The organism is Pseudomonas sp. NIBRBAC000502773, from assembly GCF_006517195.1.
Classification (GTDB): domain Bacteria; phylum Pseudomonadota; class Gammaproteobacteria; order Pseudomonadales; family Pseudomonadaceae; genus Aquipseudomonas; species Aquipseudomonas marginalis.
Map to the genome: position 1 here is coordinate 6,369,125 of NZ_CP041189.1, position 22,635 is coordinate 6,391,759.

At 63.4% G+C, this 22,635-nt stretch carries 18 protein-coding genes; all 18 read right to left on the reverse strand.

The features are described from left to right. Window positions 1-69: 69 nt before the first annotated feature. Complete coding sequence (locus NIBR502773_RS29130) at window positions 70-831, reverse strand: PIG-L deacetylase family protein (RefSeq protein WP_141157622.1); 762 nt, start codon at window positions 829-831, stop codon at window positions 70-72. 177 nt (window positions 832-1,008) lie between these two features. After that, window positions 1,009-1,668 (reverse strand): glycosyltransferase family 2 protein, encoded by a 660-nt coding sequence (locus tag NIBR502773_RS29135; RefSeq protein ID WP_141157623.1) that lies wholly within the window; start codon window positions 1,666-1,668, stop codon window positions 1,009-1,011. Next, window positions 1,665-2,264: an SAM-dependent methyltransferase gene (locus NIBR502773_RS29140; protein WP_141157624.1), complete on the reverse strand. Its 600-nt coding sequence runs from the start codon at window positions 2,262-2,264 to the stop codon at window positions 1,665-1,667. The genes NIBR502773_RS29135 and NIBR502773_RS29140 overlap by 4 nt, the downstream gene beginning before the upstream one ends. Continuing rightward, on the reverse strand, window positions 2,261-3,019 hold the full coding sequence (locus NIBR502773_RS29145; RefSeq protein WP_141157625.1) for a PIG-L deacetylase family protein: 759 nt from the start codon (window positions 3,017-3,019) through the stop codon (window positions 2,261-2,263). Before NIBR502773_RS29145 ends, NIBR502773_RS29140 begins: the two co-directional genes overlap by 4 nt. Beyond that, window positions 3,016-4,014: an acyl-CoA dehydrogenase family protein gene (locus tag NIBR502773_RS29150; RefSeq protein ID WP_141157626.1), complete on the reverse strand. Its 999-nt coding sequence runs from the start codon at window positions 4,012-4,014 to the stop codon at window positions 3,016-3,018. Before NIBR502773_RS29150 ends, NIBR502773_RS29145 begins: the two co-directional genes overlap by 4 nt. 1 nt (window position 4,015) lies before the next feature. After that, a complete protein-coding gene (gene glgX / locus NIBR502773_RS29155; RefSeq protein ID WP_141157627.1) occupies window positions 4,016-6,175 on the reverse strand; it encodes a glycogen debranching protein GlgX in 2,160 nt (719 codons plus the stop codon). A gap of 130 nt (window positions 6,176-6,305) precedes the next feature. Further along, window positions 6,306-6,575, reverse strand: a complete 270-nt coding sequence (locus NIBR502773_RS29160) for a DUF2934 domain-containing protein (protein ID WP_065941695.1) — start codon at window positions 6,573-6,575, stop codon at window positions 6,306-6,308. Between the two features lie 24 nt (window positions 6,576-6,599). Continuing rightward, the gene (locus NIBR502773_RS29165) at window positions 6,600-9,350 is read right to left on the reverse strand and encodes a malto-oligosyltrehalose synthase (RefSeq protein ID WP_141157628.1); all 2,751 of its coding nucleotides are present in this window, start codon (window positions 9,348-9,350) and stop codon (window positions 6,600-6,602) included. Beyond that, window positions 9,347-11,431 (reverse strand): 4-alpha-glucanotransferase, encoded by a 2,085-nt coding sequence (gene malQ / locus NIBR502773_RS29170; RefSeq protein WP_141157629.1) that lies wholly within the window; start codon window positions 11,429-11,431, stop codon window positions 9,347-9,349. The genes NIBR502773_RS29165 and malQ overlap by 4 nt, the downstream gene beginning before the upstream one ends. Then, window positions 11,428-13,173 carry a malto-oligosyltrehalose trehalohydrolase gene (treZ, locus tag NIBR502773_RS29175; RefSeq protein ID WP_141157630.1) on the reverse strand — a complete coding sequence of 582 codons (1,746 nt, stop codon included), beginning with the start codon at window positions 13,171-13,173 and terminating at the stop codon, window positions 11,428-11,430. The genes malQ and treZ overlap by 4 nt, the downstream gene beginning before the upstream one ends. A gap of 19 nt (window positions 13,174-13,192) precedes the next feature. Continuing rightward, window positions 13,193-14,749, reverse strand: a complete 1,557-nt coding sequence (glgA, locus tag NIBR502773_RS29180) for a glycogen synthase GlgA (protein ID WP_141157631.1) — start codon at window positions 14,747-14,749, stop codon at window positions 13,193-13,195. Between the two features lie 523 nt (window positions 14,750-15,272). Continuing rightward, the gene (locus tag NIBR502773_RS29185) at window positions 15,273-16,226 is read right to left on the reverse strand and encodes a D-2-hydroxyacid dehydrogenase family protein (protein ID WP_141157632.1); all 954 of its coding nucleotides are present in this window, start codon (window positions 16,224-16,226) and stop codon (window positions 15,273-15,275) included. 26 nt (window positions 16,227-16,252) lie between these two features. After that, window positions 16,253-17,254, reverse strand: coding sequence for an alpha/beta fold hydrolase (locus tag NIBR502773_RS29190; RefSeq protein ID WP_141157633.1), 1,002 nt, complete (start codon window positions 17,252-17,254; stop codon window positions 16,253-16,255). A 44-nt stretch (window positions 17,255-17,298) separates the two neighbouring features. Continuing rightward, on the reverse strand, window positions 17,299-17,736 hold the full coding sequence (locus tag NIBR502773_RS29195; protein WP_141157890.1) for a YqaA family protein: 438 nt from the start codon (window positions 17,734-17,736) through the stop codon (window positions 17,299-17,301). Window positions 17,737-17,745: 9 nt separating this feature from the next. After that, window positions 17,746-18,192: a DUF411 domain-containing protein gene (locus tag NIBR502773_RS29200; RefSeq protein ID WP_141157634.1), complete on the reverse strand. Its 447-nt coding sequence runs from the start codon at window positions 18,190-18,192 to the stop codon at window positions 17,746-17,748. 81 nt (window positions 18,193-18,273) lie between these two features. Further along, window positions 18,274-18,732, reverse strand: a complete 459-nt coding sequence (locus NIBR502773_RS29205) for an SRPBCC family protein (RefSeq protein ID WP_141157635.1) — start codon at window positions 18,730-18,732, stop codon at window positions 18,274-18,276. Between the two features lie 78 nt (window positions 18,733-18,810). Continuing rightward, window positions 18,811-20,805 (reverse strand): methyl-accepting chemotaxis protein, encoded by a 1,995-nt coding sequence (locus NIBR502773_RS29210; protein WP_092484838.1) that lies wholly within the window; start codon window positions 20,803-20,805, stop codon window positions 18,811-18,813. 156 nt (window positions 20,806-20,961) lie between these two features. Next, window positions 20,962-22,614 (reverse strand): M91 family zinc metallopeptidase, encoded by a 1,653-nt coding sequence (locus NIBR502773_RS29215; RefSeq protein WP_257228083.1) that lies wholly within the window; start codon window positions 22,612-22,614, stop codon window positions 20,962-20,964. Between the last annotated feature and the right edge of the window lie 21 nt (window positions 22,615-22,635).

Below are 22,635 nucleotides of genomic sequence, written 5' to 3' on the forward strand. Positions count from 1 at the left end.
TTTTGCACCATAGCCACCCATCCTGCGGGCCGCCACTGTCAGAAATAACAGGTATAGACGAGTGGAGGATTACGCAAACACAATCTCGTAAGGCTCGCGCATACGCTCCAGCAGCACCTGGGCCAATATCGGCGCCAGGCCGATCTGCGGATCGCCTGCCAACTGGCTGGCATACGCATGGACGGCGTGGAGCTTGCGCGCCACGGTCCAGGTGTCCAGGCGTACCTTGCGCGCCCGTTGCCAGGGGATCATCGCACCCTCGCGGGCGGGGCAGTGCCAGGCCCAGATCGGCAGTTCATAGAGCTGCGCGCCCACCAGGCTGCAGGCGTTGGCGCTGGCACGGCCAACGGCCTCATGGTCGTCATTGCCGTCGTTGCGCCAGGTGGAAAACACCACATCGCCCGGTTGCAGGTAGCGCGCGATGAATTGGCTCAGTTGCGGTTCGCGAGCGGCGAGGGCGTTATCGCAGAAACCGCCGCGAATCCACTTCAGGCTGTGCAAGGGCATGCCCAGGCGGCGCAGCGCCTCGGCGCTTTCCTGGGGCCGCACCACACTCAGGCGGCTGGCCGGCCATACGTGGGAACCCGGGTGGCTGGCACTGCCGTCCGTGATGGAGATCATTTGCAGGGGGTGTTCCAGGGTGCTGAGCAATTGCAGTAGACCGCCGCAGGCCACCACCTCGTCGCCGGGATGCGGCGCGATGATCACCACGCGCGCGCCAGCGGGCACCAGGGAGGCGGCAGAGATAGGCGGGATTTGCGCCAACTGCGGTGCGCTGTTCCAGATTTGCGCGGGGCCGCGACGGCCTTCACTGAGGGAGGCAGGCTTCATGGGCGTTACGTCCTTGTCGGTTGATGCTGGGTCGTGCCCCGTTGACGGGACGACTCTATTTATTCACCACAGACTCCGCCGTGGTGCACGCGTGGTAATCCAACCCTGAATTACCAGCAAGGCGTCATCAGCATAGACAAGGATTGGTCGCTTTTACATTTTGCAATGTCGTTTTTTTCAAGACGCGCACATCAGGCTCTTCAAATAATCGCCGAACCCGCCCTGGGCACGGGCCTCCAGGCGCGCGCTGGTGATGACTTGCGGGGCGTGGCTCCAGGCGATGGACGCCCCGCAGCGTTCGAGGTCGCGCACCAATTGCACATCTTCGTGACAGGCCAGCGGTTCGAACCCTCCGGCCCGCACATAGGCCCCGGCACTGATGCCCAGGTTGGCGCCATGGATATGCCGGTGGCCGTCACGGGCGTGGTATGCCGCCTGGTAACGGATCTGTGCCGCCGGGTCGAACCCTTCGCTCCAGGCGTCGACGGTCACGGTGCCGCACACTGCGTCGGCGCCCAGCGCCAACTGGGCCACCAGCCAATCGGGGGCCACGCGGCTGTCGGCGTCGGTGCATGAGATCCAGCGCGCACCCTGGTTGAGCAGGTGTCGCGCACCCACCCCGCGCACATGGCCCACGTTGCGCGCCTGCACCTCCAGGCGCTGCACCGGGAACCCTTCGGCAATCGCCGCACTGGCGTCGCTGCAACTGTCGAGCAGCACCAGGATCTGCACCGCTTCACCCAGCAGGCCTGGGTGACTGGCAGCCACCAATGCGGCCTCCAGACACTCGCCGAGCAGCGCCTCTTCGTTATGTACCGGGATCAGAATGCCGATCATCGCAGGCCCTCAAGGGTGGCAACCGAAGTGCCGTCACGGCTCCACAGGTCGAGTAGAAAGTCGGGTTCGTGGTGGGTGGCGACCAGGGGCATCCCCAGCCGCTCATGGAGCAGGGCATGCACCTGTTCGGCGGTCTGCGGGCACCCGTCGATCGTCGGGCGCCAGTGGCAGGCCAACACCTGGCCGCTGGCGGTGAGGCTGCCGAGGGCGCGATCGATCAAGCGGCACAGGTCATCGCGGTCGAGGTAGTAGCACAGCTCGCTCAAGACGATCAGATCGAATTCGCCGGTCGGCCATTGCCCGGGCAGGCGGCTCTGCTCCACCCGGGCATGGGCAAAGCCCAGCAAGCGGCTGCGTGCCAGGGCGACGGCGGCCGAGGCGGTGTCGCAACACAAAAGGTGATCACAGCGCGGGGCGAGCTCGAAGCTCAATTCGCCATTGGCGCAACCGGGCTCGAACACCGAGGCGTAGCGCGGCCGGGTCAACAGCGCCAGGGTCAGCGCCCGTTTGCGACTCTCGTACCAGCGTTGGCGAAAGGCCCAGGGGTCGTCGTTACCGGCAAACAGTTGATCGAAATACGGTGTCGCCACACTCATACGAATACCACTTCAAAAGGTTGTAGCAGACGCTCCACCACATAGGGCGCCAGCACCGGCGGCAGGCCGATCTGCGGGTCACCCTCCAGCTGGCTGGCGAACGCATGGATGGCGTGGCGCTTGCGCGCGACGGCTTCACAGGTCAGGGGGATTTTGCGGGCACGGTGCCACGGCACTTGGCTGTTCTCGGGGGACGCCCAGTGCCAGGTCCACACCGGCAGCTCATAGAGGGTCGCACCCACCGCGTGCGCCGCCCTGGCGCTCGCGCGGCCGACGGCCTCGTGGTCGCAATGGCCGTCTTCGCGCCAGGTGGTAAACACCACATCCGTGGGCTTGAGGTGACGCTGGATAAAGGCGCTGAGCTGCTCCTCCCGCGCCGCCACCTGGCTGTCGCTGAAGCCGGCCCGCAACCATTTAAGGCTGTGCAGCGGCACACCGAGGCGATGCAGGGCCTGGGCCGACTCCTGGGGGCGCACCACGCTCAAGCGCTCCACCGACCAGTGGGTGGAACCGGGGTGACTGGCGCTGCCATCGGTGACCGAAATCAATTGAATGGGCCGGCCCAGTTCGGCCAAGCCTTGCAACAGGCCGCCACAGCCCAGCACCTCGTCATCCGGGTGTGGGGCGATGATCACCGCGCGGTGGCCCTCGGGTACCAATTGTTCGACGCTGATCTGCGGCAGTTCGGCCATCAGCGGCGAGTCCTGCCAGCGCTGCAGGGGCGTGCCCTGGCCGACGATAGGGTTGGGTTTCATAACTGCCACCTCCCTGTGGGTTCGCCGGCGACCAGTTCGCCGAGGCCGGCCAGGTCGCGTTCGGCATGGCTCTGGCGGACATACACCGGCAGGTCCGCCATCAACTGGGCGAAGTGCGGATCCTTGCAGTACGGACCCGCGCCCACGGCTCTGCCCACATGGCGCATGACCTGCTCGACGGTGTCCTCGATGCTCGCGCGCACTTGCTGGGCCAGGTGCCGGGCATTGGCCCTGGGGTAGCGATCGATCTGTTCAGCGCTGGCCCGCAGCACACAGGCCGCGCTGTTCAAGGCGCTGTCGACCGCGCCCAGGTGGGCGAGGGCGTGGGGCTCCGAGCGCCTGCTGCAGTGATCGCGCAACACTTCGGCCAGGCGTTGTGCGGCACCGTACCAGCAGGCGGCGATACCGATGCCGCCTTGCCAGAACCCGGGGCGCGCGAGGTAGTCGCCGGGGCCGCCCACGGCAAGGCCATGGGCACCGTCAAAGACGACCTCGACGCTGCCGGTGGCGGCCATGCCCACGGCATTCCAACCGTCGTGGGTGACCGTGATCCCCGGTTGGTCCATCTGCACCGCCACCAATTGCTGGCCGCCTTGTTCATCCCATGCCGTCAACAAACCATGGCTGAGCACCGCCGCCCCGGAACACCAGGCTTTACGCCCGTCCAGACGCAGGCGATGGCCCTCGCAGCGCACCTGCACCTTGGCATTCGGCGGTTCTGCAGCCCACATGCCCCACAGGCTGCTCAAAGGCGGCGCCGGGCTACGCAGCTCGGCAATGATCGCCAACGCATCGGTGTGGCCTTCGAACAGCTTGCACAGGCGCAGGTCATGGCCAGCCACCTGCGCCAGGCGGCTGAACCGCCCCAGGGTGTCGCCGCTGCCAGGCAGCGGCAACTGATCGAGGCCTTCCTCCTGAAGTGCCCTCAGGGCCTTGGCCAGGTCCTGCGTGTCCGCATAGCCCTGGAAGCCTTGAAGGAATCCATGCAGTGCCATGTCACACCTCGTCGTCACGCTGCAGTTCGAACAGCAGCAGCGAGCGACCGGTCACGCCGTACTCGTGGTCGAACTCGAAGCGTTCCTGGCCACGCACCGCCGGCTCGTTGGTGTCGAGCATGCAGGTCCAGAACTCACCCTGTGGCACCGGCGGCAGGCGGAAATTGACCACGTCGTGGTGGGCGTTTACCACCAGCAACAGGGTGGCGTCGGCACCGGCGCGGCGAATCCCGGTTTCCTGGGCGCGGCCATCCATCAGCATGCCCAGGCAACGGCCGTGGCTGTCTTCCCACTGCTCGGTGGTCATCTCGTCGCCAGCCGGCGACAGCCAGGTGACGTCCTTGACGCCGATGTCCTCGTTGTAGTCGCCCACCAGGAAGCGCCCACGACGCAGGATCGGGTAGGCCAGGCGCAGCTTGATCAGGCGCTTGACGAACTTGAGCAACGCCTTGCCGTCCTCGTCCAGGTCCCAGTTGACCCAGCCGATCTCGCTGTCCTGGCAATAGGCATTGTTGTTGCCGTGCTGGGTCCGCGCGAACTCGTCACCGGCCACGATCATCGGCGTGCCTTGGGCCAGCAGCAGCGTGGCGAAGAAATTGCGCATCTGGCGCAGGCGCAGTGCGTTGATTTCCGGGTCGTCGGTGGGGCCCTCGACGCCGTGGTTCCAGGACAGGTTGTTATTGCTGCCGTCCTGGTTGTTTTCGTCGTTGGCTTCGTTGTGCTTGTCGTTGTACGACACCAGGTCATGCAGGGTGAAACCGTCATGGGCGGTGATGAAGTTCACCGAACTGTACGGGCGGCGGCCACGGTGGTTGAACATCTCACCCGAGGCGGTCATGCGCCCGGCGAAGTCTGCCAGTTGGCCGTCATCGCCTTTCCAGAACGCGCGTACGGTGTCGCGGAACCGGTCGTTCCACTCGACCCAGCCTGGCGGGAAGTTGCCCACCTGGTAGCCACCTGGGCCGCAGTCCCAGGGTTCTGCGATCAACTTCAGCTGGCGCAGCACCGGGTCCTGGCGGCAGGCCACGAGGAAGCTGTGGCGTTCATCGAAGCCATCGCGGTAGCGGCCGAGGATGGTCGCCAGGTCGAAGCGGAAGCCGTCGACGTGCATCTCGTTGGCCCAGTAACGCAGGGAGTCGGTGACCATTTGCAGCACGCACGGGTGGCTCAGGTCCAGGGTATTACCGGTGCCCGAATCGTTGATATAGAAGCGCTTGTCGTCTGGCATCAGCCGGTAGTACGAGGCGTTGTCGATGCCGCGCATGGACAGGGTCGGGCCGCGCTCGTTGCCTTCGGCGGTGTGGTTGTAGACCACGTCGAGGATCACTTCCAGCTTCTGCTCGTGCAGGTGCGCGACCATCTCCTTGAACTCGGCGATCTTGCCGCTGGCCAGGTAGCGCGGGTCGGGGGCGAAGAACGCAATGCTGTTGTAGCCCCAGTAGTTGGTCATGCCTTTTTCCAGCAGGTGCTGGTCGTTGACGAAGGCGTGCACCGGCAGCAATTCCACCGAGGAGATGCCCAACTGGCGGATGTGCTTGAGCACATCATCTTCCATCAACCCGGCACAGGTGCCGCGCACGTCTTCGCCCACCGAAGGGTGGCGCATGCTGATGCCGCGCAGGTGGGTTTCGTAGATGATCGTACGGTCCCACGGCACCCGCACCGGCTGGTCGTTGCCCCAGGTGTGCGCCGGGTCGATGACCTTGCACTTGGGCACGAAGGGCGCGCTGTCACGCTCGTCGAAACTGAGGTCGTCGTCCGGATGGCCTATGGTGTAGCCGAACAGCGCTTCGGACCATTTGAGTTCGCCCACCAGCTGCTTGGCGTAGGGGTCGATCAGCAATTTGTGGTGGTTGAAGCGATGACCATTGGCCGGATCATAAGGCCCGTACACGCGGTAGCCGTAGATCAGGCCGGGGTGGGCGTCGGGCAAGTAACCGTGAAAAATTTCGTCGGTGTATTCGGGCAGTTCGATGCGCTCGAGTTCCACTTCGCCGGTGTCGTCGAACAGGCACAGTTCGACTTTCTCGGCGTTGGCCGAGAACAGCGCAAAGTTGACACCCAGGCCATCCCAGGTCGCGCCGAGGGGGAAGGGCAAACCTTCACGAATCCGCGACGGCTCGCTGCCCGGCGTCGAAGGGGTCTTATGGGGTTTGCTCATTGAGTTGCTCCTGCAAGGCTATTTTTTCGGGCCGAACGCGGCCGTGCTGACGAGTTTTCAGCGGATGATAAGAAGAGTGAAATCACCTTTTGCCGACCGCGCCGGCAAAAGGTCGATGGCGCTGTGCGCGTTAAGCCTTGGGCTTTTTCGGCGCGGGTGGCTTCTTGGCCGCCGGCGGCGCCGGCTTGCTCGCGGCTGGCGCCGCTGGCTTGGCTTTCGCCGCAGGCTTGGGGGCGGTCTTGGGCTTGGCGGCGGGCTTGGGTTTGCTCGGCGTCAGCGCTTCGGCTTCGGCCAGCTTGCGCGCCATCTCCCAGTGGCGCGCGTCTTCCCCGTGGGGTTTGCCTTCAGACTCCCAGATCTGATGCGCCAGTTCGCGTATGCGTTTGTCTTCAGTACTCATCACAATGCTCCTCACAGAAAATTTTCAGCTTTCTTGATCATCAGGATTGATAAAGACATTGACCGGGAAATCCCCCAGGGCAGTGCTGATCAACAGCTCCTTGTCTGGTGTGACTGCGCCTGTATGAAAAAGTCCCTTCCAGTTTTGCGTTGGTGCGGCGAACGGTAATTTCACCCGTGTATCGCCCCAAACCCGCGCATTGATCTGGGGACGCACACCGTTTTCAAGCAGCTCATGGGACCAGCGTGGCACCACCACCAGCACGCGTTTGCCCTGGTGTTCGCGGCAGAATGCGACCACCCGCTCGGCGTGTTGGCCGACCACTTCCAGCGCTGTATAGCGGCCGCTGCGGAACACCTGCGGATGGGCCTTGCGCAAGGCGAGTACGTGGGCAATCAAGGTTTGCTTGATACGCCCATCACGCCAGTTGAACAACAGTTCGCCGATGTCCGGCGGGGTATTGAGTGCCTGTTGACGCGCGGTGAAATCCACCGGGCGACGGTTGTCCGGGTCCACCAGGCTGAAGTCCCAGAACTCATCGCCCTGGTACAGGTCCGGCACACCCGGCACGGTAAGGCGAAGCAAGGTTTGCGCCAGCCCATTCAGTGCGCCGGCGGGGGCGATGGCCTGGGCGGCGTTATTGATCGCACTGCGCAGGGGCCGACCTTCCTCCGTGAGCAGCAGGCGGGTAAGAAAAGCCTCGACACCCTGTTCATAGGCCTCATTGGGCGCGCTCCAGCTGCTCTGCAACTTGGCTTCGCGCAGGGCTTTTTGTTGCCACTGCCACAGGCGCTGGTGATAGCCCTCGAAGTCCTCGGCCTGGTCCAGCGGCCAGCTGCCCAGCAACACCTGGTACAGGATCAGTTCATCGCCGGCCGACGGTGTGGTCGCGTCGTCGCGCAACGGCGCCGCCAGGGTACGCCAATGCTCCACCTGCTCGACGTACCACGGCGCACACTCGCTGAGCACGGCCAGGCGCGCGCGAGTATCTTCGCCGCGCTTATGGTCATGGGTGGCGGTGGCCAGCAGGTTGTCGGGGAAGGCCTGCAAGCGCTGTTGGTTGATGGCATGAAACTCGGCCAACGGCGCGCTGAACTGCTCGGTACTGAAGCCCACATCGTTGCGCGACAGCAGCACGGCCGAGCGGTAGAACGCGGTGTCTTCCACGGCCTTGGCCGCTGCCGGCGAGGTCAGTTGCTGGAAGCGCACACAGGCATGCTTGAGCATCTTGCGTTCGCGGCCCACCGGGCGATTGCGCCAGGGTTGGCCGCCGAGCCAATTTTCCAGATGCTCGAGCACCGGCCAGTCGCCCTCGCCAAGGGTCGTGCGGGCGCCGTCCATGGCCTGCTGGAACACCTTGTCGTCATCTGCGCTGCGACCACGGGCACTGATATAGGTGCGGTACACCGGGAAGTGCACGATCAGTTCCTGCAATGCGCGACGGATCGCGCCGAGGGTCAGGTCGCGGGTCATCACGTCGTCGCGGGCCACTTGCAACAGGGCCTGGGCCACGCTTTCAAAGTCGCCGCCCAGGGAGCCGTTGAGGATTTGCTGGCGGGCCAGCCGCGCCTCTTCGATAAACGCCGAGGGCCGTTCGCTGTGGCGTGTCCACAACTCGGCCAGCGGCGCAAACCCCTCGGGATGGTGTTGCAGCAGCGACAGTTGGTTCATGAATTCGTAGCCGGTGGTGCCGTCCACTTGCCAGTCTTCGCGAAGGGTTTCACCCTCGCCGAGGATTTTTTCGACGAAGATCGGCAAGTGCCGTTCGGGCGACAGCGAATCCACCCGACGACGCAGCTTGCGGCAGTAACCGCGCGGGTCGGCCAGACCGTCGATGTGGTCGATGCGCAGGCCATCCACCAGGCCTTCGCTGATCAATTCGAAGATCTTGCCGTGGGTGGCTTCGAACACTGCGGTGCGCTCCACGCGCAGCCCGCCCAGTTCGTTGACGTCGAAGAAGCGCCGCCAGTTGATATCGTCCGCCGCCGTGCGCCAGCTGGCCAGGCGGTAGGCCTGTTGCTCGAGCAGCTGGTGCAGGCGCTTGAAGCCCTCGGGCGTGCGTCCGTCGAACTCGGTCAGCCGGCGTTCGATAAGCTCGAGGACTTCGGTGGCACGCTCGGCCAATGCCTGCTTGAGCCAGGCGGCTTCGGTGTAGGCGTCATCCTGATAGGCCAGGGCGCTGAAGCGGTCGGCCAGGGGTTTGAGCAGCTCGTCGGTGCCGAGGATCGCCGCGTAATCCCGTGGGCAGATCGGGAAGCGGTGTTCGTAATGCTCAACATGAAACGCGCCGTGGGCGGCATCGAAATGCAGCGTCAGCGTGCCGCTCTGCAAGGCTTCGCCGTAGTCGCTGCCGAGGAAGGGCATGAGCAGTTGGCCCTTGAGCAGCGGGTCGGGGGAGTGCCACTGGATATCGAAGAATTCGCTGTAGGGGCTCAGCCGGCCCCATTCCAACAGGTCCAGCCACCAAGGGTTGTCGGCGCCGCCCACGGCCATATGGTTGGAGACGATATCGAGGATCAGCCCCATATCGTGCTCGCGCAGGGCCGCGACCAACCGGCGCAAGGCGGCTTCGCCACCCAGTTCGGGATTGACGCTGGTGGGGTCGACCACATCGTAGCCGTGCATGGAACCGGCACGCGCACTCAGCAAGGGCGAGGCATATAGATGGCTGATGCCGAGCTGGGCGAAGTACGGCACCAGTGGCACCGCATCGTCCAGGGTAAAACCTTTGTGGAATTGCAGGCGCTGGGTAGCGCGCAGGGGCAGGGCTTTCATCGGTCACGCTCATAGGCTTGGTTACGCGCGACGGCCAGCAGTTCAAGGCGGCGCGCGGCACCGGCGTTGTCGAGCAGGCTGGAGGCCTCGCCCGGCAGACGGCGGCGCCAATTGGGGTGGGTGTCGGTGGTGCCGGGCAGGTTGGCCTGTTCTTCCAGGCCCAGGGCGTCTTCCAGCGGCAACAGCACCAGCGGTGCTCGGGTGTGGCCGAGGTAGCGCACGCTGGCGTCGATCATGTGGTCGGTTTCATTGCGGATCTCATCGACGAAGTTCTGCGGGTCCTGGCTCAAGGCCTGGCGCAGCGCCTGGCGTTCACGCAGGCGGTGCTCGCTCCATTGCTCCACGGTGGGGGCATCGATCAGGCCCAACTGGACGTTCCAGTCGATATCACGGCTGTGCCACCAACCGTTGAGGGTCGGCAAGTCGTGGGTGCTGGTGGTGGCCAGGGCGTTGTCCGGCCAGTCGAGGATCGGCTTGAACTGGCCATCGTGGCCCTGTTCGAACAACAGCACGCGCATGCCGAGGATCGAACGTGCAATGAGTTTCTCGCGCAGCCCATCGGGCACCGTGCCGAGGTCTTCACCGAGCACGATGGCCTGGTGGCGGTGGGATTCCAGCGCCAGCAGGCGCAGCAGGTCGTCCACCGGGTAATACAGGTAAGCGCCCTCGCGCGGCGAGGCGTCCATGGGGATCACCCAAAGGCGTTGCAGGCCCATTACATGGTCGATGCGCAAGCCGCCGGCATGGGCGAAGTTGGCCCGCAGCATCTCGATAAACGCGCGGAAACCGTTGCGCTTGAGACCTTCGGGTGAAAACGCGGAAATGCCCCAACCCTGGCCGGCGCGGTTCAGGATGTCGGGTGGTGCGCCCACGGTCAGGTCGGCCAGCAACTCATCCTGGCGGCTCCAGGCCTGGCTGCCACCGCCGTCGGCGCCGACGGCCAGGTCGGCGATCAAGCCCACACCCATGCCGCTGCCTTTGGCGGCTTGTTGTGCGCGCTCCAGGCAACGGGCGATCAGCCATTGGCCGAAGGCGTAGAAGCCGATCTCTGCGTGGTGCTCCTCGGCGAACGCCACCAGCGCCGGGCTTTGCGGCGAGCGCCACTCTTCAGGCCAGTGGCGCCAGTCAAGGTCCTCGCCTGCAGCGGCGCGCACTGCTTGCACGGCTTCGAAGCGACAATGGTTTTCCAGCGCCTCGCCACCGGCCTGGCGAAAGCTCAGGAAGTCGGCATGCTGCGGGTGATGGCCGTGACGGAAGTCTTCATACAGAACGCGCAACAGGCGTTGTTTGGCCCGCGCAGCGGCCGGCCAGTCGATCAGGCTGTGCTGTTCCAGCGCGTGCAGCTCTTCTTCCAGGCCAAGGGCTTCAATCGCATTGCGCACCTCACGTTCACCGAGAATGCAGGCAGGCGAGGCGTACAGGCTGTTGAGGAACAGGCGGCTGGACGGCGAGTACGGGCTGTAGCGCTCGGTGTCGGCGCTGAACATCGCGTGCATCGGGCTGATCGCCAGGGCATCGGCGCCGCGTTCGGCGGCGGAACGGACCAGGTGTTCCAGGGCCAGGGTGTCGCCGAAACCGCCATCGCCCAAGCGGCGCAGTGAATACAGCTGCGCGCTCAGGCCCCAGGCGCGGGCGGGGCGGTTGTCCACCGCTTCGGCCACGCTGTAGCAATGGGTGGGCGCGACCGCCAGGGTAAAGCTCTGGTTGTCGATCTGCACCTGGTGGTAGCCCAAGGCGATAACCCCGGGCAGCACGGCATCGCCGTCGAGGCGCAGCTCCAGGGTCTCGCCGTCTTCAAGGTTGACCCGGCACAGGGTGTCGGGTTCGAAGTAGCGCGCCAGGTCGAGGCCTTCACCGCTGTCGACGGTCATCAGGGGCGGCAGGTGCTTGTCTTGTTGCACCCGCTCCAATTCAAGCAGGCTGGCGTTGATGTCGGCATCGCTGTCGGCCGGGTGGCCCAGGCCTTTGAGAACCGCGCGCAGGGCGTCGGGTGTCACTCGTTGCGGGCGACCGTTTGCGTCGATCCAATCGACGGCCAGGCCCGCGCGGCTGGCGAGGATTTCCAAGTTCGCTTCGCTCAAGGGTGCTCTCCAACAGGGGATAAGGTGACGCGGGCGCTGAAGGGCGGCAGTTGCGCACCTTGCAGGGCCGGCGTTTCAAACAGGACCGGTGCGGTGGCCGGGTGATCCAGCGGCGTGGCGCTCAGGTTCAGGTCGATCTGCAACAGGCTGCCGTTGCCCAGGCGCCAGCGCGCACTGACGGCGGCGTAGGCCAGCACCTGCGCGCCCAATGCCACGGCGCCAGGCAGGTGCGGCACGATATGGCGATGGCGCAGGCCCAGCAGGTGGCGGTAGAGCTCGGCGTGTGGGGTGTCGGCGATCACCGGGGCCGATTGCGCGAATGTCGACAGCGCGTTGGGATCGGGGATGCGTTCACGGCGCTCGGGGTCATGGAACGCGGCGAAGTCGGCAAATTCATTGCGTCGGCCTTCGCGTACCGCTTCAGCCAGTTCACCGTGGTGGTCGGTAAAAAACAGGAACGGCTCGCTCGCGTTCGCCTCATCCCCCATGAACATCAGCGGAATCATCGGCGACAACAGCAGCAGGGCGGTTGCAGCCTTGAGCGCCTGGGGCGAGCAGAGCTGGTGCAGGCGTTCGCCCAGGGCGCGGTTGCCGATCTGGTCATGGTTCTGCAGGAACGCGACGAAGGCCGTGGGCGGCAAGTCAGCGCTCGGTTCGCCGCGCTCGTGGCCATGGCGAGTGGTGTGGCCCTGGTAGATGAACCCTTCGCCCAGGCAACGGGCGAGTTTGGTGGTGGGATCCTGGGCAAAGTCGCTGTAATAGGCATCGGTTTCGCCGGTCAGCAACACGTGCAGCACGTTATGGAAGTCATCATTCCATTGCGCGTCGAAATCCTCCTTGAGCAGGCTGGCCTGGTTCAGCTCGTTTTCCAGGACCAGCCACACCTGCCGACCGGTATCCACCTGCTGGCGTACCCGATGCGCGAGTTCCTGGAGGAAGCCGGGGTTGTCGATGGCGTGTACGGCGTCCAGGCGCAGGCCGTCGAAGCGGTATTCGAGCAGCCACATCAGCGCGTTATCGAGGAAGAAATTCCGCACTTCGCGGCGCTCGAAGTCGATCCCGGCACCCCATGGGGTGTGCACATCTTCCTGGAAGAAGCCTTTGGCGTATTGGCCGAGGTAATTGCCGTCGGGGCCGAAGTGGTTGTAGACCACGTCGAGAATAACGGCGAGGCCGTGCTCGTGGGCGCTGTCGACGAGGTGCTTGAGTTGCTCGGGCGAGCCGTAGGAGGAGTGCGGTGCGTAGGGCAGTACACCGTCGTAACCCCAATTGCGCTCACCGGGAAATTGCGCCAGTGGCATCAATTCAATCGCGGTGACGCCCAGCTCGGCCAAGCGTGGCAGGTGCTTTTCGACTTCGGCGTAACCGCCCATCGCGCCGACGTGCACTTCGTAGATCACCGCTTCGTGCCAGGGGCGGCCTTGCCAGTTGGCGTGACGCCAGGTGTAGGCGAGCGGGTCTACCACCAGGCTCCAGCCATGCACGTCCGAGGCCTGGGCCCGGGACGCGGGGTCGGGAACATCCATTTCCCCATCGATGTTGTAGCGATAGCGCGTGCCCGCCGGGCACTTCACTTCAGTCTCGAACCAGCCATCTGCCTGGGGCAGCATGGCGATGGATTTACCGTTTTCCAATTCAACGCTGACATAAAACGCGTCTGGCGCCCACAAGGCAAAACGCGTGTGTTGCGCGTCCAGCATGATTGCGCCGTGGGGCCAGGTTTCCAAAGTCCGTAACGGCATCTATGAAGACCTCCCTTGATTATTTAGTCGATTTCCCCAAGGCCTTGGCCACCAGTTGTTCATACAGCTCGGCGTAGGGTTCCACCGCCTGGCACCAGTTGAAGGGTTGGGTCATGGCGCGGCTGCGCATGGCGTTGAGCAGGCCTTTATTGGCGAAGACCCGGAACGCGCGGCTCAGGGCTTCTTCGTAGCTTTCTACGGTGGATTCATTGAACAGGAAGCCGGTGACGCCATTCTCGATGGTGTCTGCCAGCCCGCCGGTGTTGCGAGCCACGGGCAGCGAGCCGAAGCGCTGGGCATACATCTGGCTGAGGCCGCAGGGCTCGTAGCGCGATGGCATCAGCAGGAAGTCACTGCCGGCGAACATGCGCCGCGCGTCGGTCTCGTTGAAGCCGATGCGCACACCGACCTGGCCCGGGAAGCGCAGCGCCAGTTCACGCATGGCCTGTTCTTCTTCCGGCTCGCCGCGCCCGATAATGGCGATCTGCCCGCCGTTCTCGACGATAAAGCTCGCCACCGCTTCGGTGAGGTCCAGGCCTTTCTGGTAGACCAGGCGCGAAACCACCGCGAACAGTGGGCCGGTGGAGACATGCAGGCCGAACAGCTCGCGCACGTGGTCGGCGTTGATGGCCTTGCCTTCCCAGTCACCGATATTGAAGTTGTGGGTCAGGTGCGTGTCGGTGGAGGTTTCCCAGCTTTCATCGATGCCGTTGGGGATGCCGCTGAGCAGGCCTTGCTGGGTCTTGGCGGCGAGGAAACCGTCGAGGCCGCAGCCGAATTCCGGGGTGGTGATTTCCTGGGCGTAGGTCGCGCTCACCGTGGTGATATGGCTGGAGTACGCCATGCCGGCCTTGAGGAACGACATCTTGCCGTAGAACTCCATGCCTTCCTGCTGCAACGCGTGGGGTGGGATACCCAACTCCGGCGTCGAGGCCAGGCTGACCACGCCTTGATAGGCGAGGTTATGGATGGTGAACAAGGTCGGCGTGCGTGACCCACGCCAGTGCATATAGGCGGGTGCCAGGCCGGCGGGCCAGTCATGGGCGTGCACCAGGTCCGGGCACCAGTGGATCTGGGCGAGGTTGGCGGCCATGTCGGCAGCGGCCAGGCCCAGGCGGGCGAAGCGAATATGGTTGTCCGGCCAGTCGCGGCCGTTGTTGGCGCCGTAGGGCGTGCCTTCGCGCTCGTAGAGCTCGGGGCAGATCAGCACATAGATGACCAGGCCGTCCTTGAGGTCCATGCGCCCGATTTTGCACGGCGGCAGCGCGGCGTGGCCACCCAGCTCACCGATGATATGGATCGGGTTGTCGCTTTCCATCACCTGCGGGTAACCGGGGATGAGGACGCGCACATCGTGCAAATGGGCCATGGCGCGGGGCAGGGCCGCGGACACATCGCCCAGGCCACCGGTTTTCACCAGGTCGGCGAACTCGGAGGTGACGAACAATACCTTCTTGCGATTGGGATTATTACTCACGATCGGCCGCACAGTGTTGGGCAGGTCGGCCAATGACGTCGGCCCCTCTACCGCCTTACTAAAACGCTCTCCCTGAGTATCTACAGCGGCACTGATCATAGTTCTCTCCCAATGTTGGTTGGCTAATGGCCCGCTGCCACTAGCTCCGAAGACCGCATCCTGCGGCCAGGCGCACAAGCGCTATACAAGCTGGCAAGGCTTATGCCAGTTGCACGGTCGGCTTAAATAGAGTGGATGGACGGGCATCGGGTGTGAACCGCGTGCACTCGCCTTACCTTAAAACTGGACCTACGGCAGAGTTCGAAAGTTTAGATTTTTTGCGGGGTTTTTGTTTTGGAAGGGACCCATCGGTCATCAGTCTAGGACAGATTCCAGAGCCTGTAGGGTTTGTACGGGAATTTTGTAGGACAAAAAACTTGTAACCATATGCAATTGACGAAGGCGAGAGGTTGTAGTGAGCAGGCTTGCCCTGCGCTGGAGTGCGAAGCGCTCCCAAACAATTTGGCGGCCTGCCAACCCGTTGCCGGTTTTCAGGGCCGCTTCGCGCCCCAGCGCAGGGCAAGCCTGCTCACCACGAAGATTACGCTCACACCATTAGTGCGGGGCGCACCTTATTGGTGCGTCAGCCCAGCACCCGAATGGGCGCGCCCTCGGCCCAGGCCTGGATATCTTCGATCATCTGCTCATAGAACTGCCGGTAGTTCTGCTCACTCACGTACCCCACATGGGGCGTGGCAAGTACGTTGGGCAAGTGTCGAAACGGGTGATCCACCGGCAGCGGCTCTTCGGCGTACACATCCAGCGCCGCGCCCGCCAGGCGACCAGTGGTCAATGCCTGCACCAGCGCCTGCTCATCCACGATTGGCCCGCGTGCCGTGTTCACGAGGCGTGCCGTCGGTTTCATCCAGCCCAAGGCCTCGGCGTCGACCAGGCCGCGGCTGCGGTCGCTGAGCACCAAATGAACGCTGAGAATGTCGGCCTGCTCAAACAGTTCGCGCTTGCTGACCCAGGTCACTCCGGCGTCGGCTGCGCGTTGCGGCGTGAGGTTTTCACTCCAGGCAATCACCCGCATGCCAAACACCTGGGCGAACTGCGCGACCTTCTGGCCAATGCTGCCAAGGCCGAGTATGCCCAGGGTCTTGCCATGCAGGTCGCCGCCCAGGCCGACCTGCCAACCACCCGCGCGCAGGGAATTGGCTTCGGCCAACAGGTTTCGGGTGGAGGCCATGATCAGCGCCCAGGTCAGTTCCGGCGCCGCCTGCTTGTAGCTGTCGGTGCCGCACACCTGGATACCCAGGGCCTTGGCGGCGGCAAGGTCGATGGCGGCATTGCGCATGCCACCGGTTACCAGCAACTTGAGGTTGGGCAAACCCTGCAACAGGGCTTTGTCGAAGGTCGAGCGTTCACGCATGACGCAAATGACCGCGAACCCCTTCAAGCGCTCAATCATCGTGGCGGTATCTGCCGGGTAATCGTGCAGGAAGTGCACCCGCCCCACGGCCTCCAGCGCCGACCAATCCACCACACCACGGGCGACATTCTGCCAATCATCAATGACTGCGATCTGTACCGACATGCACGCGTGCCTCGAAAATAGTTGGATTAAAGGGCGTTCAACCCCTGCAACAGTGCCTGGTGAAACTTCGTGGGCTCTTCCATCTGCGGAGCATGGCCCAGGCCTGGGAATTCCACCAACGTTGCGTGGGGAATCAGCTTGGCCGCTTGCTTGCCCAATACCGCGTAGTTGCCAATCCTGGCCTTGACCGCCGGCGGCGCAATGTCTTTGCCAATGGCGGTGGTGTCGGCGGTCCCGATCAGCAACAGGGTAGGCATCTGCAGATGCTTGAACTCGTAGTACACCGGCTGGGTGAAGATCATGTCGTAAATCAATGCCGAGTTCCATGCGACCAGCGTATGCCCTGGGCCATTGCTCAGGCCGGCGTACATGTCGACCCAGCGCTCGTACTCGGGCTTCCAGCGTCCGACGTAATAGGTATTGAGTTGGTACTTGCGAATCCCCTCGGCACTGACTTTCTGCTCTCGCGCATACCACTGGTCGACGCTCAGCGTGGGCACGCCCAAGGCTTTCCAATCTTCCAGGCCAATCGGATTGACTAGCCCAAGCTGCTCGGTCTGCTCGGGGTACATCAGCGCGTAGCGGGTGGCGAGCATGCCGCCGGTGGAATGGCCAATGAGCGTGGCCTTTTGGATGCCGAGCTTTTCCAGCAGTTGATGGGTGTTGAGGGCCAATTGCTGGAAGCTGTACTGGTAGTGGTCGGGCTTGCTGGCGCTGCAGAAACCGATCTGGTCCGGTGCGATCACCCGATATCCGGCGTCGCTCAGGGCCTTGATCGTGCCTTCCCAGGTGGCGCCGCAAAAGTTCTTGCCGTGCATCAGCACCACGTTGCGCCCGTTCGGCTGGCCCTTGGCCGGTACGTCCATATAGCCCATTTGCAGGGCTTTGCCTTGGGATTGGAATTGGAAATGTTCGAGGGGATAAGGGTATTGGAAACCTTGCAGCTCAGGGCCATAGCTGGCGGCGAACGCCGGGGCGGCGCCGGCCGTCAGCAGACCGGCGATGCAAAAGACACGGGATAGAGGCATGGGCGGGGCTCCGTACAGGGTGCTCGGATGCTCTTTGCGCGGGATTAACGGGGGATTAACACCCACTGCAGGGTCACGGCGGCGAGCACCGCGTAACGCAGGCCCTTGGCCAAGGTCACCAGCAGCAGGAACCGCCACAACGGCTCACGCATCACCCCGGCCACCAACGTCAACGGGTCGCCAATGACCGGCAGCCAACTGAGCAGCAGTGTCCAATGCCCCCAGCGCTGGTACTGATGGCGGGCCTTTTCCAGTTGCTTGTCGCTGACCGGAAACCAGCGACGCTGCTTGAAGTGCTCCACCCAGCGCCCCAGCCACCAATTGACCAGCGAGCCGAGGACGTTGCCCAGGGTGGCGATACCCAGCAGCAGCCACAGGCTGTAATGCCCGCTGATCAACAGGCCGACCAGCACCGCCTCCGATTGCAGGGGCAGTAACGTCGCCGCGCCAAAGGCGGCGAGAAACAGCCCCAGGTAACCCATCGGCACCGATCAGTGCGCCGGGTAGTCCGCCACCACCACATCCTGGCCGTCGCGGGTCAGGCCGATGACTTGATAGGCCTCGGCATGGCCGTCCATTTCCATACCGGGCGAACCCATGGGCATGCCCGGTGCGGCGATACCCAGCAGGTCGTCGCGCTTGCGCAAGGCCAGTACCTGCTCGGCAGGCACATGGCCTTCGACGAACTTGCCGTCGATCACGGCGGTATGGCACGAGCCCAGGCGCGGGGCCACGCCCAGCCGCTGCTTGACCGCACTCATATCGGCTTCGACATGGTCATTGACCTTGAAGCCGTTGCTTTCCAGGTGGCTGATCCACTTTTTGCAGCAGCCACAGTTGGCGTCGCGATGCACATCGATGGGGATCAGGTCGGCGGCCTGGGCCAGGGTGGTGGTGAACAGCACTGAAAGCAGGGCCAATCGCAATGGGATTTTCATGGAGGTCTCGTCCAATACCGGGCAGTAAGCCGGGCATTCTCCCTGCTTTTATCCGTGGGGCGTCGGGTTAATGTTTCAAAATTATACGGAGAGCGAGTTTTCCATCCGTTGCTTGAGCCGGTCCAGTGCAATCGCCGACAGCTCGATCATGCGTTCATGGAGGCTGGCCAGCTGCAATTCGGTTTCATAGGTCAGCACGCGCTTGAACAGGGTGCCGTCGCGAAAGGGTTGCAAAAAGTAGTGGATCGAGCCGTCGACGGCCAGTGAGGTGAACACCGTCTTGAACTCGTCGGGACGCCGGGCGATCTGCACGCGGTAGCTCATGGGCACGCGCACTCCGAGCAGGTCGATCATTTCGGTAAAGCGTGCGCCGGCGGGGAGGGGACCGGTGGTGCCGGTGTCGGCACCGAGGGAAGTGGGGTGCCATTCGTGCCAGCGATCCGGTTGGGTCACATAGTCGTAGACGGCATCGATAGGGGCCTGGATAAAACGTTCCTGACTGATCCGATCCAAGCGGACCGAATGCTCGACAGCGCGCATGGCACACCTCCTGTGTGGCTGTGAACTGTCAGAATAGTCCCACTCCCGCACATTGCACGGGAGTGTTTCAGCCATTTATCAGCGCACCTTGAACCGGCCCATCAACGCAATCACCCGGCCATTGGCGTCCAGCAGGCTTTGTGTATTGGTTTGCGTGGCATGGCCGCTCTGCACCAGCTCTTCGACCATATGTCGGATATGCACCATGCTGCGGTTGATCTCCTCGGTCACCGCGCTTTGCTGCTCGGCAGCGGTGGCGATCTGGGTGCTGAGGTCATTGATATGGCTGACCGAACCGGCCATCTCGTCGAGGCCGGTGTTCACCCGTGCCGTGGCATCCGCCGCCGACTGGCAACTGGCCTGGGTGTTCTCCATGGCCGCCACCGAAGAACTGACACCGGTGGTCAAGCGCGCAAGCATTTCATTGATCTGCGAAGTGCTGGCCTGGGTACGCGCCGCCAGGGCGCGGACTTCGTCGGCCACCACCGCAAAACCACGACCCTGCTCGCCGGCCCGCGCGGCTTCAATCGCGGCGTTGAGGGCCAGCAGGTTGGTCTGGCCGGCAATCGCGCCGATCACGCCGAGGGTTTCGGTGATGCGCGCGGCGTCCTGGCGCATGTTCTCGACGGTGTGGGTGGCACTGGCGACTTCGCCGATCAGCGCACTGACGCTGGTGGACGCTTCACCCACCACCACGCGGGAGCGGTCGGCGTGTTCGTTGGCGCGCTGGGTGAACGAAGCGGTTTGCGCCGCGTTCTGCGCCACCGTATCGGCGGTGGAGCTCATCTCGGTGATGGCGGTAACGGTCTGGTCGGTCTCCGAGGCGTGGCGCACCAGGATGCTGTTGGTGTGCGCCGAGGTTTGCTGCAATTGCTCAAGGCCCGATGACATGGCGCCAGTGGCCTGGGTTACTTCGCCGATCATGTCTTGCAGGTAGACGATAAAGCGGTTCACCGAATGGCCGATGGCGCCCAGTTCGTCTTCGGCGCGGATGGTAATGCGCCGCGTCAGGTCGGCATCGCCGGTGGACAGTGCATCGATGTTGGCCTTCAGGATTTTCATGCGCTGCACCAATTGGCGAATTGCATACACCGCCAGCAGCACCAGCAGCAACACCATGGGGATCTGCAACAGGGCCAGGCTGCCGAGTACGTCATCGCGCTGGGCGGTGATCAGCGAGGTGGGCAGGGCGGTGGCGAGGAACCACGGCGTGCCTTCGATGGGGCGCATGTAGAAGGTGCTGGCCACGCCCTGGTTGTCGAACTCGTTGCGCTGCAAGGCCTGGTCGCGATGGGCCAGGGCCTTGCTGACCTGGGCGGCAAAGGCCGAGGTGCCGGTCAATTCACTGATGTTCTTCAACACCACCGGGCTGCTCAGGCGCGTGCTGTTGCTGATGATCTTGCCGTCGCCTTCGACGATCAGCATCTGCCCGCCGATGTCCTTTTCCTTGCTGGCTACCAGTTCGTTGAAGAAGCCCAGGGTCACGTCGATGGTGGCGACGCCGTACGCCGCGCCGTCACGCTGGATCGCCATGGCGCAGTTGGTGCGCGGCTCCTGGCTGGCGTCGTCCTTGTAGGCCGCGGCCCAGGCACATTGGCCACGTGGCGACGCGAGGCCACCCTTGTACCAGCTCTGGTCGTAATAGTTGGGGGCGGGGTCGCTGTTCCAGAAGGTGTTCACTGCCAGCTTGCCCGAGGCATCGCGGTGCCAGAAGGTGCTGTGCTTGTTGCGCCCCGGCGTGCGCTGGTTGGGCAGCGGCCAGATACCGCCGCCGAAGACCTTCAGCTCACCATATTGATCGACCAGGCCCGGCAGGACCTTGTCGATGGCATCGCTGTCGAGCAGGGGAATGGTCTGGGTGATGGTGCGTTGCTGGGACTGAACCTTGTTGAGTTCGCCCTGGATCTGCTCGGCCACCTCACTGATGCGGTTGAGCACCACCTGTTCCTCGGTATGGCGCAGCGTGGGCGCGACCAGTTGGCCGATGCCGACGACCGTCAACACGAACAACACCAGGACGAACAGCACCAGGAACAGGGTATAGCGGGCTTGAATGGAGCGCAGTGGGGGCATGGGGGTCGTCCTTACGAAGCGTTTATTGTCGGCGCGGCTGTTTTGGAGCTTCGTAGGGCTATCGGCGGGGAGTGGCACGTCTTTAGGTACCATGGTGCAAAGTTTGTTGGGCGGGCACATAGCGAGGCCGGCCGCCGGCTCGCTACGCCCGGCTCATCAGATGCCGTCGCCCTGATCACTGTGCTCGAATTTGTGAGTTTTTCTTAGCGGTTTACCCATCTCCTGATTCAAGGCGTTCTCCATGAAAGGTCGCGGATTGACCGTGCTCGGCGGCGTAGACGGGTCGTTGTCGAGGTCTGCGGGTGTTGCGTTGCCGGGAATGCCAATGACCTGGCGTTCTGCATTTCGAACCGGCACCCATGCTCCGGATTGCAGCTGCTCCTGGTCTTCACCCTCAAGGAAAGTGCCGTTGGCGCCATTGAACGCATGGCCGTTTTCATGGAACAGGGTGGTGACGGGCGCTATGACGTTAGTGCGGTCAGTACTCTCAAGGACTGCGTAGGGGTCGTAGGCGATCGAGGCATTCTTGGCGCGGGCGCCGGGAACGCCGTTCTTGAGGGTGCCGTATCGTGTCTCATCTATGTTTTCCTCTTCCTCGGGTGTCTGGTTCTCCAGCTCAACGCTGCCAAAATCGTAACTGGTGTCGCCCAAGGTCACCTGCCGGATTTCGACCGTTGCGCCATTGATCGCGGCCAGCTCGTCCATTTTGGCCAGGGCCTGCTGGCCAAGCGGTGAACTGCGTAGAAACTCCAGGTCATCGCTCACTTGCTGGTTGAATCCCAGCGTTCCTTCGGCCACGGTAAACGCTTGCTTGCCGGCGTTGCTGGGTTTGACCTCGGTGAAAGTCGAGCCTTTGCTGCGGTCGAATCGGTCATGGGCATTGGCGTAAATCAGATCCTTGCGCCGGTTATTCCAGATACGGTCGCAGCCTTTGCCGGTGTAGAAGGTCGTGCGGTCATGCCCGATAAGATCATCATTGCCGTTGCCGCCATGGGCAACGGTGTGCCCGCTGCCGGCGTAGAGTTGGTCATTGCCATCACCCCCATCCAGGTAGCTCTGTTTGGTCGAGAGGCCAAATCCGGCATAGAGACGATCCTTGCCGTTATTACCGTACATCACGGCATTGCCGCTTCCGCCGATGATCGTGTCGTCACCGTCATTGCCGGCTGCAAAGCCCAGGCCGCTGCCCAGTCGCAGCACATCGTTACCATTGCCGCCGTACACTCTGCTCCTGCCGCCTCCGGCCTGGATGTAGTCATGGCCATCGCCGCCTTCAATGTCCACCCGCAGCTTGACGTCATCGTCGATGATCACCGTGTCATTGCCGCCTCTGGTCTCGATCCAAAGGCCCTGTTGCGGGCCTTGTTTGACGTGATTGTCGAAAACATATGACTTACCGTTGATACACACCTGCAGCCGGTTGCCCGGCCAGTTGCGTACGTGCACGCAATCCGCGCCGTCACCGGTTTCCACCGTCAGCAGATTCAACTCGATCTTCGGGTTTTCGGGATCTGATGCATCCCATACGATTAACCGGCCGAACTTGATATCGCCGTCGATATGCAGGGTGTGGGAACGCTCATTGTAGAGGCCTGGCGTCAGGTCGGTGGGCGGGTCATAGGGCGAAGGTTCAGGCTTGTCGTGAGCCGCAGGAAGGGCGGACTGGGCAGTGGGAAAGGTTGGGGAGGTGGTTGCAGAGAGCATCAGCGAGTCCTTCACGAGGGTTGTCAGATAATCCTGATTGCCTATCAGGCCTTTCCATTCCGTGGAGGCACGCGTCGAAACGTTCCCGCTGCCGGAACCGGTCATGGTGCAGGATATTTCCTGGGC